At 33.4% G+C, this 12,513-nt stretch carries 10 protein-coding genes; 7 read left to right on the top strand and 3 right to left on the bottom strand.

Going from position 1 to position 12,513, the window contains the following annotated elements; genetic code table 11:
* Nucleotides 1–4 precede the first annotated feature (4 nt).
* Nucleotides 5–1,900 carry an asparagine synthase (glutamine-hydrolyzing) gene (asnB, locus tag J4050_RS09090; protein WP_208154264.1) on the top strand — a complete coding sequence of 632 codons (1,896 nt, stop codon included), beginning with the start codon at nt 5–7 and terminating at the stop codon, nt 1,898–1,900.
* A 3-nt stretch (nt 1,901–1,903) separates the two neighbouring features.
* Nucleotides 1,904–3,040, top strand: a complete 1,137-nt coding sequence (locus J4050_RS09085; RefSeq protein ID WP_208154263.1) for a glycosyltransferase family 4 protein — start codon at nt 1,904–1,906, stop codon at nt 3,038–3,040.
* 11 nt (nt 3,041–3,051) lie between these two features.
* Here the strand turns inward: J4050_RS09085 and J4050_RS09080 are convergent, their stop codons facing one another.
* From J4050_RS09080 to J4050_RS09070, 3 genes are read right to left on the bottom strand one after another with little or no spacing between them, the layout of a single operon-like run.
* Complete coding sequence (locus tag J4050_RS09080) at nt 3,052–5,115, bottom strand: HAD family hydrolase (protein ID WP_208154262.1); 2,064 nt, start codon at nt 5,113–5,115, stop codon at nt 3,052–3,054.
* Nucleotides 5,116–5,174: 59 nt separating this feature from the next.
* Nucleotides 5,175–6,596: an AMP-binding protein gene (locus J4050_RS09075; protein ID WP_208154261.1), complete on the bottom strand. Its 1,422-nt coding sequence runs from the start codon at nt 6,594–6,596 to the stop codon at nt 5,175–5,177.
* Between the two features lie 21 nt (nt 6,597–6,617).
* Nucleotides 6,618–6,857, bottom strand: a complete 240-nt coding sequence (locus J4050_RS09070; RefSeq protein WP_208154260.1) for an acyl carrier protein — start codon at nt 6,855–6,857, stop codon at nt 6,618–6,620.
* Between the two features lie 309 nt (nt 6,858–7,166).
* On the opposite strand from J4050_RS09070, the gene J4050_RS09065 reads away from it, so the two are divergent.
* The 5 genes from J4050_RS09065 to J4050_RS09045 all read left to right on the top strand — a co-directional run bounded on the left by J4050_RS09065 (nt 7,167) and on the right by J4050_RS09045 (nt 12,490).
* Entirely contained in the window at nt 7,167–7,781 is a 615-nt protein-coding gene (locus tag J4050_RS09065; protein ID WP_208154259.1) for a sugar transferase, read from the top strand.
* Nucleotides 7,778–8,425, top strand: a complete 648-nt coding sequence (locus J4050_RS09060; RefSeq protein WP_208154258.1) for an acetyltransferase — start codon at nt 7,778–7,780, stop codon at nt 8,423–8,425. Before J4050_RS09065 ends, J4050_RS09060 begins: the two co-directional genes overlap by 4 nt.
* Before the next feature lie 230 nt (nt 8,426–8,655).
* Complete coding sequence (locus tag J4050_RS09055) at nt 8,656–9,783, top strand: DegT/DnrJ/EryC1/StrS family aminotransferase (protein ID WP_208154257.1); 1,128 nt, start codon at nt 8,656–8,658, stop codon at nt 9,781–9,783.
* On the top strand, nt 9,777–11,672 hold the full coding sequence (locus J4050_RS09050) for a polysaccharide biosynthesis protein (RefSeq protein ID WP_208154256.1): 1,896 nt from the start codon (nt 9,777–9,779) through the stop codon (nt 11,670–11,672). Before J4050_RS09055 ends, J4050_RS09050 begins: the two co-directional genes overlap by 7 nt.
* A 26-nt stretch (nt 11,673–11,698) precedes the next feature.
* A complete protein-coding gene (locus J4050_RS09045) occupies nt 11,699–12,490 on the top strand; it encodes a polysaccharide biosynthesis/export family protein (protein WP_208154255.1) in 792 nt (263 codons plus the stop codon).
* Nucleotides 12,491–12,513 lie beyond the last annotated feature (23 nt).

Raw genomic sequence — 12,513 nt, 5'->3', positions numbered from 1 at the left:
TATTATGTGCGGGATAAACGGTATAATAGACAAAACAGCACCTGATGAAAATCAGTTAATAAACAGACTCAATACTATGAACGATCTTATTTTTCATAGAGGTCCGGATGAAGATGGCATTTATGCCAAACAAAGCGAGTCATACTCCGTAGGTATGGGAATGAGACGATTGTCCATTATTGATTTAACATCAGGTAAACAACCCATATCTAGTGACGATGGACAAATAATCATAGTTTTTAACGGTGAAATTTATAATTATAAAACAATAAAATCTCGGTTACTCAGTGAGGGCATAACGTTTAAAACCACAAGTGATACAGAAGTTATCTTAAAGGCTTACGAGAAATACGGAACAGAGGCTTTTAAATGGCTAGACGGGATGTATGGATTTAGCATTTATGATAAGACCAAACAAAAACTATTTATTGCTAGGGATTTTTTTGGTGAAAAGCCATTGTACTATACGGCTATGGATAATGAGTTTATTTGGGCTTCTGAACTAAAGTCGTTAGTTAATACGCTTAGTTCAAAGCCAAAGTTATCAAAAAAAGGAGTAAATCTATTTTTAAGATTAACGTATATCCCAGCACCTTACTCAATTTATGAAAACATATTTAAATTAGAAGCCAATCATTTTATTGAATATGATTTAACCAAAAGTAGCTTTCAAATTCATGGCATACATCAAGAAATTCCACCACAGGTTGCTGAAATTTCTTTTGACCAAGCCAAAAAGCAAGTTAAGGAAATGGTTTACGAGAGCGTAGAGAGCCGTTCTATCGCAGATGTTCCATTAGGAACTTTTCTCTCTGGAGGCGTAGACTCCTCTATCGTATCACTGTGTTTATCACAGATTTCAAATAAGACCATTGAAACATTCTCTATTGGATTTCACGACTCTACAGATGAGTCCCAAAAAGCACAAACTGTAGCGGATTTAATAAAGAGCAATCATCATATTTTTAAAATTGGAGAAAATGATCTTAAGGATAACATCCATACCATTTTAATGAATTTTGATGAGCCCTTTTCAGATACCGCTGCGCTTCCCACCTATTTTGTTTCAAATAAGACCAAGGAGCATGTAAAAGTAGCTCTTACTGGTGATGGAGGAGATGAAATATTTGGTGGTTACAACAAATATTACGTGGGTAAAATGAATGGGAAGTATACTAGTATTGTTCCACAAGCACTTCACAAAATATTACTAAAGACTTCTCAAAGTGTCCTTGCGGATAAAAGTGACCGAAGAGGTAAGCGATTTAAGATTAAAAAAATGCTCAAAGCTATAGATTATGATGGACAATATTATTGGGACATCATTTCTTTAGCCAATACAGAAAGTGAGCTGTCTCAGCTTTTGGCACCAAGCTATTATGAAAATAATATTTTTGAATATTATAAGAATATCTTAGGAGATAAGAAGATTGAAACCCTTACGGATTATAGGCATGTCGATAAAATCTTAAGCCTTGAAGGAGGAATGTTGGCCAAGGTGGATAGAACGAGTATGCAGAACTCACTTGAATGTCGCGCACCATTTTTAAATAAAAAACTATGGGATTATACGAATACCTTACCAGAAGATTATTTAATGAATGGTTGGAACAAAAAGCATATCCTTAAAGAAGCTTTTAAAGACCAATTCCCTGAAGGGTTTTTAGAAAAAAGTAAGCAGGGATTTGGATCACCGGTTGGTAATTGGTTAAAATCTAGTCTTAAAGATGAGCTTGAAAGTTATATAAAGCAAGACTTCATTGAAGAACAGGGCATTTTTAATCCAAAAACGATTATCTCATTAGTAAAAGACCACTTAAACAGTAAAAGAGACAATACCTTTAGGGTTTGGGCTTTTTATTGTTTTCAGAAATGGTATGTTAACATTTATAAGGCTTAAGACATGGGCAAAAAAAGAATTTTAGTCATTGGTTCCACATCAACTTCACTTATTAATTTTAGAGGTGATTTTTTAAAGAAATTAAAATCAGAAGGATTTGATGTTTACGTTGCTGCAGGGCATTGGAGAGAAGGCGTTTTTGAAACGCTAGAAAGGGAATTTGAAGTGACCCCATTGAAATATGAATTGCAAAGGACTGGTCTTAACCCGATTAATGACCTTAAAACTATAGCACAATTAAAGCACCTGATAAAGGACAACAAGATAGATTTAGTATTTCCCTATACGGTAAAACCAGTAATTTATAGCTCAATTGCAGCTAATGCTAATAATGTTCCTGTTGTTTCTTTGATTACCGGCTTAGGTTTTACGTTTACTGGATTAACTACTAAAGCAAAACTATTACAACGCTTAAATGAGTTTCTTTATAGGCGTTATGTTAGAAAAAATAAGGCTATAATTTTTCAGAACAAGGATGATAAACAACTATTTCTAGACCGAAAAGTGCTAAGTTCAGCTAATAGGATTGAAGTAGTGAGCGGCTCTGGTGTAAATTTAGATCGGTTTAAATATAAAAAGAACTATAAACAAGATTCTAAAATTAGTTTCTTGCTCATTGCCCGCTTAATTAAGGAAAAAGGAATAGGGCTCTACATCGAAGCTGCTAAAGCTTTAAAGCCAAAGTATCCAAATGCAGAATTTCATGTTATTGGACCTGCTCAGGATTCTCCATCTGCAATTAAAGTTGAAGAGCTTAATGCTTTAAATAATAATGGTACCTTAATATGGCATGGACTTCAAAAGAATATTGTAGAACATCTTACAGAAAAGGATGTATTTGTTCTTCCCTCCTATTATAGAGAAGGTGTTCCAAGATCTATTTTAGAAGCATTGTCGGTTGGACTACCAATTATTACAACTGATTCTCCAGGATGTCGCGAAACAGTTAAAAAAGATTTTAATGGTTTTTTAGTGCCTCCAAAACAACTTAAAGAGTTGATTGAAGCTATGGAGTTTTTTATAAAAAACACCGATAAGGTTGAAGAAATGGGAAAGAACAGTAGACATTACGCGGAAGAGCGTTTTGACGTTGATATCATAAACAATGACCTTATAGGAATTATAAGGTCGGTAATGTAGTTCTACCACAACTACCTGAAATAATTAAACCTTAGAAGAATATTCCTTTTTAAAATCTTGTACCTAACAAAACGGTTAAATTGATAATACCAGAGCACTAATCGCATTGGAATAATCCCAGCAATCAATTTGTTAGTCTTAAATAGTTTGTGTTTTAGTTTTACAACATATCTAAAATAATCTTCTGGCTTCATTAAAAATTTCAGAAACTCTTTAATTGAAATTAAGTTTTTCGGAATCTCATAATCAATACCTGTCTTCTTTGTACTTATATTTTGGTAGTATCCAGAATTAAGTGTCTCCAAAAACCGTATTTTTCTCATATTCTGGAGTGTTCCAAGTTTGAGAGCAAAATTCACCAATGCCTTAGATATTATGTTATTAGAATAACATATGGGTTCTAAGTGTTGCATTAGAAACTTGTGGATTTCAAACATCTGCTCTTGATGCTCTCCAATATAATTGTCATATAACCACTTTTCATTCTCTTCGTGATGCTCTATCGTATAGCCTTCCTTTGAGTCATCATACGCAACGCAGCAGCCATGATTTGCGCCTGCAAACTGCTCATATAACTGTGTATTGGCATGCAAAATGTGGAAATCATAGTTCATGTAAGGTAAGATAGAAAAGATAAATCCATGACGCTTGGTGTCTTCATTAGGATTGTAAATGAGATTGAGGCCCAAGTAATAGCCAAAGACTTTTATTTTTCCATTAAAGAAATTATAAATAGCCTCTTGCATGGTACCGCCCCAACCAATATCAACCACATGAATGCCTTTACTTTCAATGGGTTCTCCAAAAGAAGAAATATAGGTGTTGAATGTACGCTTGTTTGTTTGCCTATGTGCTTCGTAAGCCTCTCTAAAAGCTTGATTTTTTTGCAACTGTCGGTAATTATCAGAATCAAAGAAATCTTGATGCAATTCGTCACAATCAATACTCAACCCTTCAGTAATAGAAGCCTTTAAGTCGTTATTGAAGTTAAAAAATCCCAACAACTCATTAATGCTCATTGATTTATACTTGCGCCTTAGATAACTAAAAGGTTCGTCATCTATTGGTTGTAAAGCAATCTGAAGAGAAGCCTGCCGAGAAACCTTAAGGTAATGAGTTCTTATGGCTTCCTTTTCCGATATAAGATGAAATTTTTGGTAACTATCAAAAATCCGTTTTAGAAACAACCCTTCTCTCGACAAGAAAAAGAGACTGTCTATGCCGTTCGCCTTACAGTGTGTGTAAAGTCTTTCGGTAAAAAAATGATAGAATAAGACATATTCAGTGTATGGCAACTTATCCTTTTTACTACAGATTTTATAAACTGAATTAATTAAATCCCTGATTTTACGACCGTCCTTGCCAATAGCTTTGGCTTTGTTCCTTCTAAGGTGCTTTTTGTGAGGTAATACAAAAGAATTAAGACCTGCTTTTTCTGCATTTATTGAATCGCTTCGCTCATTATCACCTATCATTATGGATGTTGAAGGTTCTAAATGTAATTTTTTAAGAAGCGCTTTGTAAACCGTGCCTGTATGTTTACTTTTTCCTAATGTAGATGAACTGTAAACACCATCAAAAAGATCGATTATACCATGATGCTTTAAGAGTTCAACAAAAAGTGTGCTTGGGCAGTAAAAGTCTGACAATACGTAGACTCTTCCTCCTTTAGCTTTAAATTGTCTAATGACGCTAAGTGTATCCTCATTGACATACTGAACACTTTTCTCTGCTTTTAAATGTACCTTTTCAAAAATTTCAAAAAATACAGCTTTGGTTCCATCGTCTATCAAAGCGATTGTATTCACTCGTCTAAAAACTTCTTCTTTTATAGCTTGGTACGGAAGTTCGTTGCGGTCTGTGTCTAGCTTTTCAACTAAATATAGTATGGATTCTTTAAATGTAAAATATAACTGGTCAATCTCTATGTCTAAACCAAGTTCTCTTATCATTAGTTTTGACCATATTCTAAGTACTTGGTTTGGATGGACAGTTCTGTGAACTAGCGTATCGTAATAGTCCGTGAAAAGATTATCTATCCTAGGATTATTTAATTTACTTTCTAGCTCTTTCATTTTAATTTCAATAAAGAATTACGTTCTTAGGTTCTAGAATTCTTAAGGCTGAGCACCTATCATTTTGATTTATAAATCGTAGCTATTTCCTTGTAATCGACTTTTTCGTTTTTTGTCATTGGAAACGTTTCAATATACATAAACTTTACAGCACTTCCTTGAATTTTAAATGTCTCAAATAACCGTCTTTTCAATAAGTCGGTATTCATATCAATTTCAGTATAAGCAACCAAAATAAATTTGTCATCAATGCCGGTACAAGCTATGATAGCTGTGCTCAATTCTAATTTTAAGTAGCGCTCTATCTCATCTAAATTTACTCTATTACCGAATACCTTTACAATCCGTTTTAATCTTCCTTTTATATAGTAGAAGCCATCAGTGTCTGTATAGGCAATATCTCCAGTTTTAAGCCAGTCAATGGATTCCCAATGGTTTAAATCAGTAATTGACTCCGCATAGCCTCCGAACACATTAGGTCCTGAATATAAAAGTTCTTCAGTTTTGTCATCAATGCGTAGGTGTCCCTTTTTTATAGGTTTGCCTATAGATGTTAACTTATCATTTAATTTAGCTGGTGGTACAAAAGAAATTCTCGCCGTCGCTTCAGTCTGGCCATACATAACATAAAATTCAATTGTATTTTTTTCGCAGTAAGAATTAAACTTTTCCTTAATGTTTTTACTCAAATTCCCACCTGCTTGGCTTATATATTCTAGAGATGGATACTCTTTTTTCAAGAAACCAATGCGGTAAAGCATTTCGTAAATAAAGGGTACTCCAGCTATTGAGGTAAAACCATATTTATCAAAACAAGTCCAAAATGCTTTGCTTAATATATCTGGTATCCCACATACAATGGTTCCACCTTTTATGGCATTTGAATGCAGTACCGATAAACCATAAGAATAATTAAGAGGTAAATTTAAAGGAGTAACGTCCTCTCCATTTATCGGAAGATAATCTGAAATGGAGAGCGCATTTTCTTGTATATTTTCAAAAGAAAGCTTCACCAGTTTTGGAGAACCTGTAGTTCCTGATGTAGAAAGTAATATCTTTACCTCAGGATTTATAGTATAATCCAAATTTTCGGAAGTTCTAAAAACTCGAGCGTTTAAAGTCCCGTTATCAAAAGTTACATCCTTGTAATTGCCAATTGAATCTCTGGTATTATCGTAAATAAAAGCGGGTCTATAAATTTTCTCTAGATTTTGCTTCAAATTTGAATCTAAGGTATCTGATAATAGCACTAAAGCATGACTAGAATTAAGAAAACTAAAATAGATTGCTAACGATTTAATACCTGAATCTACGTAAATAAAACCCAATTGCTTAGATTCTCCGAACTCACTATGCACAGGAAACATGAGTTGAGACAAATTATATTTAGAATCAGAACTTGCATCAACAAAATTTAACTTATTGTTGTCTGATATTTTTTTTACAAACTCATTATGAGGGTTGAAACTGTGTTGAGACATTCTTGCGCGAAGTGCTAAAGGTTAAAACTCAATGTCATATTTACCAAGTACATTCTGGGCCTGATTAAAACTTTTAATCTCAAGAATGTCATCTGGATCAATTTCTACACTAAATTCATTCTCTAGTTCGGTAATTAAAAACATGTGATTTATAGAATCCCAAACTGAATTCCCATCATATTTCAAGTCTTCATTAACTTGGTCTTCTTCTATTTCTAGAATTGTGGTGAACACATTTTTTAATCTATTTAAGTTGCTCATGGTAATTGAGTTATAACATTAATACGTTCTTAATGAACCTATTGGAAGTAGGTTATGCAACAAATATATAAAAATAGCCAAATTGCTTTACTCCTAGTTGAATTCAATCGTTTAAGTACCGTTAAAATTGTTAAAGTACTAAACATCTTTAAATAAATCGACAAAAGGTAATGCGCATTATAAATATGTTGTAACTGGTTTTAAAACATTTTTTGCTACCATTCAACGATTAAATTTAAAATGTTTAGCCTTAACGGATATTTTTGAAATGCTCTAAAATCATAAGTAAACAAAAAAATCTGCTTGTTCATGTACAAAATCTATATTAAACGAATAATTGACTTTTCAGCTGCACTTATAGGTTTGATTGTTTTATCTCCCTTATTTATACTGCTTACAATTGTCCTTTTATTTCATTTTAAAGGGTCTCCATTTTTCTTGCATGCAAGACCAGGTAAAGATGAACGTATATTTAAATTAATTAAATTTAAATCTATGACAGATGCCAAAGACAAAAACGGCAATCTATTACCTTACAATGAAAGAGTTACAAATTTAGGTCGTCTCATAAGAAAGTTATCTCTTGATGAAATACCACAATTGATTAATGTGCTTAAAGGTGATATGAGCTTAATAGGTCCAAGACCATTATTGATAGATTATCTTCCGCGATATAATGAAGTTCAAAAACAAAGGCATAATATAAGACCTGGAATTTCTGGATGGGCACAGGTTAACGGTAGAAATTCAATTTCTTGGGAGCAAAAGTTTAATTTGGATGTTTGGTATGTGCATAATGTTTCTTTTTTATTAGATATTAAGATTTTACTCCTAACTGCAAAAAAGGTAATCTTAAAAGAGAATGTAAACCTTTCTGAATCTGTTAACATGACTCCATTCCAAGGCTCAACACAAATAAAATGAAAAACGCCGTAATTATTGGTGCTGGTACGCACGGACAAATTTATGCATCTTATTTAAGACAATCTGGTGTTAAGGTTGTGGGATTTATAGACGACAACCCCAAATTCTATAATGCATCGGTTATTGGTATTGATGTACTTGGTAATTATGAGGATTTATTTTCTAATAAGCTCAAGGATAAAATAACAGACGTTTATTGCCCTATTGGTGATAATACACTTAGAAAGCAATATCTGTCTTCATTAAAGAAAGAAGGCTATAACATTCCTAGTTTTGTTCATCCTTCTGTAAGTATTGGACCAGATGTTGAAATTGGAGAAGCGCATTACATGCTTCCTAATAATTCTGTTATGCCTCATACACAGATTGGTGATTTCTTTATGGTCAATACAGGAACCACTATTGGTCATCATAACATCATAGGCGATGGTGTTTTTATGTCTTCAGGCATTAATATAGGAGCAAATCTTTCAATTGGAGATTTTGCTTATTTTGGAATCGGATCAACCGTCATAACAGGTATAAAATCTATTGGTAAGGCTGCTATGATTGGTGCAGGCTCAGTAATATTTAAAGATGTCCCAGAAGGTGCTGTAATGGCCGGAAATCCAGCTAGAGTCATTAAATTAAACGCAACCGATTAGTGACAGACAGTTAATTCAGGAATTATTAATCCATTTTATCGGATATTTTTACGCTTCAAATTTTTCCTCTCCTGCTATATCGTTTAAATTTAGCTTTTTATCGTATTATTAGGTTTTTGTTTTAAAGTTTAAATCTTTCGGACTTATATTAGCGCTATTAATGCTATTAAACAATAGGTCCCAAACGCCTTAAATTAAAACCTTTAGGTTTTGTATTAAAACTATAACCTATGAACGAAAAGATATGGTTGTCTTCTCCACATATGAGCGGAAAAGAACAATTTTACATCAAAGAAGCTTTCGACGCCAATTGGGTTGCTCCGCTAGGACCAAACGTCAATGGGTTTGAGAGTGATATTCAGAATTATCTTGATAACAATATTGAAGTCGCAGCCCTTTCCTCAGGGACAGCGGCTTTACATTTGGCACTGATTATTTTAGGAGTGAGCAAGGGCGATGAGGTTATTTGTCAAAGTAAAACCTTCTCAGCTTCTGCTAATCCAATTGTTTATCAAGGTGCTACACCGGTTTTTGTGGATAGTGAAAAAGATACATGGAATTTGTGTCCTGAACAGTTAGAAAGAGCTATAGAAGACAGACTATCAAAAGGAAAACATCCTAAAGCAATTATTGCCGTTCATTTATATGGTATGCCCTATAAAGTTAATGAGATTAGGGAAATAGCAGACCGCTATGGTATTCCTATTGTAGAGGATAGTGCAGAATCTTTGGGAAGCACTTATAATGGCGAGAAATGCGGAACTTTTGGAGATTTATCAATATTGTCTTTTAACGGTAATAAAATTATAACCACATCTGGTGGTGGTGCATTAGTCACAAAAACTAAAGGGCAGAAAGATTTAGCAGTTTTCTTGTCAACACAAGCGAGAGATGCTGCTCCACATTACCAGCATTCCCATATTGGGTACAATTATAGAATGTCCAATATTGTTGCAGGAATAGGACGTGGACAAATGACTATTTTAGACAGTCATGTCAATAAGCGAAGAATGAATTTTGAATTTTATAAGAAAGCATTTCAAGATAATGAGGATATCGTTTTTTTAGATGAACCTCAAGGTTATCATTCCAATAGGTGGCTATCTTGTATTTTATTACCAAACTATAAAATAAGAGAAGAAATTAGGTTAACACTCGAAAAAGATAATATAGAGTCTAGGCCTTTATGGAAGCCTATGCATGCACAACCTATCTTTAAGCATGCGCCAAGCTATTTAAATGGAGTTTCAGATGCATTATTTGATTGTGGTCTGTGCTTGCCTAGTGGGTCAAATCTTACTGATAACCAGTTAGAACGTGTAAAGTCAGGTATAAATAAGTATTTTGCAATATGTTAAATAAGTATTTAAATAAAATATCTGAAAAATATGCCTCTCAATGGTTGGTATTGCTCTTTGATATTTGCGTAATCTTAGTAACATTTTTTATAGCTTACCTTATAAGGTATAATTTCCAGTTAAATTTTGATTTAAATGAGTTTTTCCAACAAATCCCATATATCGCTATAGCAGCAGCAGTAAGCTTAATTGCTGTTGGAACTTATAAAGGTGTTGTAAGGTTTACTGGATTCAAAGACATTGTAAATGTTGTCATTGGTGCTAATATTTTAGCAACGATATTAATATGCTGTACGTTTTTAAGCAGAAAATTTATTTCAGAATATAGCATTTTTAATATTTCAGGGTCTATTATATATATACACCTCTTATTAAATATACTTTTTTTAATAGGCGCTAAATTATTCATAAAGTCTTTGTACAATTATATTATCCATGATGTTAAGAGCATTTCCAACGTATTAATATTTGGTGCTGGAAGTTCGGGAATGTTAACCTATGATGCTATTCAAAACGATGCCAAGAGCGGATTAGAAGTGGTTGGTTTCATTGATGACGACGATAGAAAAATAGGAAAGAAAATTAATCTTATTTCGGTTTATAGCCTGGAGTCTATTACAGATAAGTTTATTAATAAATATAATGTCGAGGATGTTATTATTTCTATCCAAAATATTGATCCTACACGACTTCTTCAAATTACAAGCAATTTATTTGCCTTAGGATTAAAGGTTAAAATTGTACCTCCTGTACAAAACTGGATTGATGGTGACCTAAGTATTGGGCAAATTAAGGAAGTTAAAATTGAAGATTTATTAGGCAGAGACCCCATACATATAAAGAATCCAGACCTTGAAGAGCAATATGACAATAAAGTAATATTAATTACAGGTGCGGCGGGATCTATAGGAAGTGAGATTTCTCGAAAAATAAGCCTGTATAATTACAAAAAACTAATTCTTGTAGATAACGCCGAGTCTGCCTTATATGATGTTCAGCAAGAATTTAAACAACTTGGACTTACTAATATAGAAGCCATTGTTGCAGACGTTAGAAATAAAACTAGAGTTGATCAAATATTCAATCAATACAAACCTAAAATTGTTTTTCATGCAGCGGCGTACAAGCATGTTCCATTAATGGAAAATAATCCTTATGAGGCTATTAGCGTAAATATTGGTGGCACAAAAAATGTTGCAGATGTGGCTGTTAAACACAGTGTGGATAAATTTGTTTTAATCTCTACAGATAAGGCCGTTAACCCTACAAATGTAATGGGTGCTACAAAACGTATTGCTGAGCTATACGCGTCCTGTTTAAAAGGAAAAGGCCACACTAAATTTATTACAACTAGATTTGGAAACGTACTCGGGTCAAATGGCTCAGTTATCCCTCTTTTTAAGAAACAGATTGAAAAAGGTGGGCCTTTAACTGTGACTCATAAAGATATAACACGATACTTCATGACAATACCAGAAGCCTGTCAGTTAGTTTTAGAAGCTGCTGCTATGGGTAATGGTGGAGAAATATTTGTTTTTGACATGGGAGAACCCATCAAAATATTTAATCTAGCCACCAATATGATCGTTCTTTCAGGTTTACGGTACCCAGAAGATATTGATATAAAAATAACAGGTCTTAGGCCTGGGGAAAAAATATATGAGGAATTATTGGCTGATGGAGAAAATACTAAAAAAACCTATCATGACAAGATAATGATAGCGAAATCCAGACATATTGATATAAAATATGTTGAACAAGAAATCCTTAAATTATCAAAAATGACATCTCTTGCTCAACCTTTAGAAATGGTGTCTGTAATCAAGGGACTTGTCCCAGAATACATATCCAACAACTCAACCTTTGAAGTATTGGATGACAAAAAATAAGCTAACTTTAAACTAAATTAATTCTTATGAAGATCCGTAAAATTTTTGCAATCATACTGTCCGCTGTTTTTTTATCAGCTTGTAGTTCTCGGAAAGATATAGTTTACTTCCAAGATGAGCCCATAGATAAAATGGCAGATGTTTCACAGCCTAAAGAACTTATTTATAAAACTGATGATATTTTAGCCATTAATGTAGCAGCATTAGATCCTGAGACAGTTCAACCTTTTAACTTAACCGTAGCAGCAAACAACAGTAATAACCTTTTTGGAGTCCAAGGAGGACAACAATTACAAACCTATTTGGTTGATTATGATGGTAACATTGATTTTCCAGTACTAGGAAAAATTAAGGTAGCGGGTTTAACAAGACCACAACTAACTAACCTTTTAAAAGAAAGGATAAGTGTTTATGTTAAAGACCCTATTGTTAACGTAAGGCTTTCTAACTTTACTATTACCATTATCGGTGAAGTTTCTAATCCGGGTACGTTTACGATTCAAGACGAACGTATTACCTTATTAGAAGCGTTGGGTCTAGCCGGAGATTTAACAATATACGGAGAGCGTGAGGACGTATTGGTAATAAGGGAGGTTAATGGACAAAAAAAGTTTGCTAAGGTTGATTTAAGGTCCATTAATTCGATCAATTCACCTGTATATTACCTTCAACAAAATGATGTTATCTATGTTGAACCGAATAATTCACGCGTTAGATCATCAACATATAATCAAAATAATGTCGTGCTTTTAAGCGCTATCGGTACTTTGACCACAGTGGTAGCGTTGATTATCTCCATTGAAAATAGTAATAATTAGAATTAGATTAATCTAAATAAAAT

Origin of the sequence: Winogradskyella pelagia, assembly GCF_017581965.1 — a bacterium.
In the GTDB taxonomy this organism is placed as follows: domain Bacteria; phylum Bacteroidota; class Bacteroidia; order Flavobacteriales; family Flavobacteriaceae; genus Winogradskyella; species Winogradskyella pelagia.
The sequence above is the reverse complement of the archived record's forward strand: the minus strand, read 5'-3'. Positions and strand labels throughout refer to the sequence as shown.

Excerpts from the sequence above, each read along its gene's own strand:
- asnB (WP_208154264.1), top strand. The coding sequence starts at position 5 with ATGTGCGGGATAAACGGTATAATAGACAAAACAGCACCTGATGAAAAT.
- J4050_RS09085 (WP_208154263.1), top strand. The coding sequence starts at position 1,904 with ATGGGCAAAAAAAGAATTTTAGTCATTGGTTCCACATCAACTTCACTT.
- J4050_RS09080 (WP_208154262.1), bottom strand. The coding sequence starts at position 5,115 with ATGAAAGAGCTAGAAAGTAAATTAAATAATCCTAGGATAGATAATCTT.
- J4050_RS09075 (WP_208154261.1), bottom strand. The coding sequence starts at position 6,596 with ATGTCTCAACACAGTTTCAACCCTCATAATGAGTTTGTAAAAAAAATA.
- J4050_RS09070 (WP_208154260.1), bottom strand. The coding sequence starts at position 6,857 with ATGAGCAACTTAAATAGATTAAAAAATGTGTTCACCACAATTCTAGAA.
- J4050_RS09065 (WP_208154259.1), top strand. The coding sequence starts at position 7,167 with ATGTACAAAATCTATATTAAACGAATAATTGACTTTTCAGCTGCACTT.
- J4050_RS09060 (WP_208154258.1), top strand. The coding sequence starts at position 7,778 with ATGAAAAACGCCGTAATTATTGGTGCTGGTACGCACGGACAAATTTAT.
- J4050_RS09055 (WP_208154257.1), top strand. The coding sequence starts at position 8,656 with ATGAACGAAAAGATATGGTTGTCTTCTCCACATATGAGCGGAAAAGAA.
- J4050_RS09050 (WP_208154256.1), top strand. The coding sequence starts at position 9,777 with ATGTTAAATAAGTATTTAAATAAAATATCTGAAAAATATGCCTCTCAA.
- J4050_RS09045 (WP_208154255.1), top strand. The coding sequence starts at position 11,699 with ATGAAGATCCGTAAAATTTTTGCAATCATACTGTCCGCTGTTTTTTTA.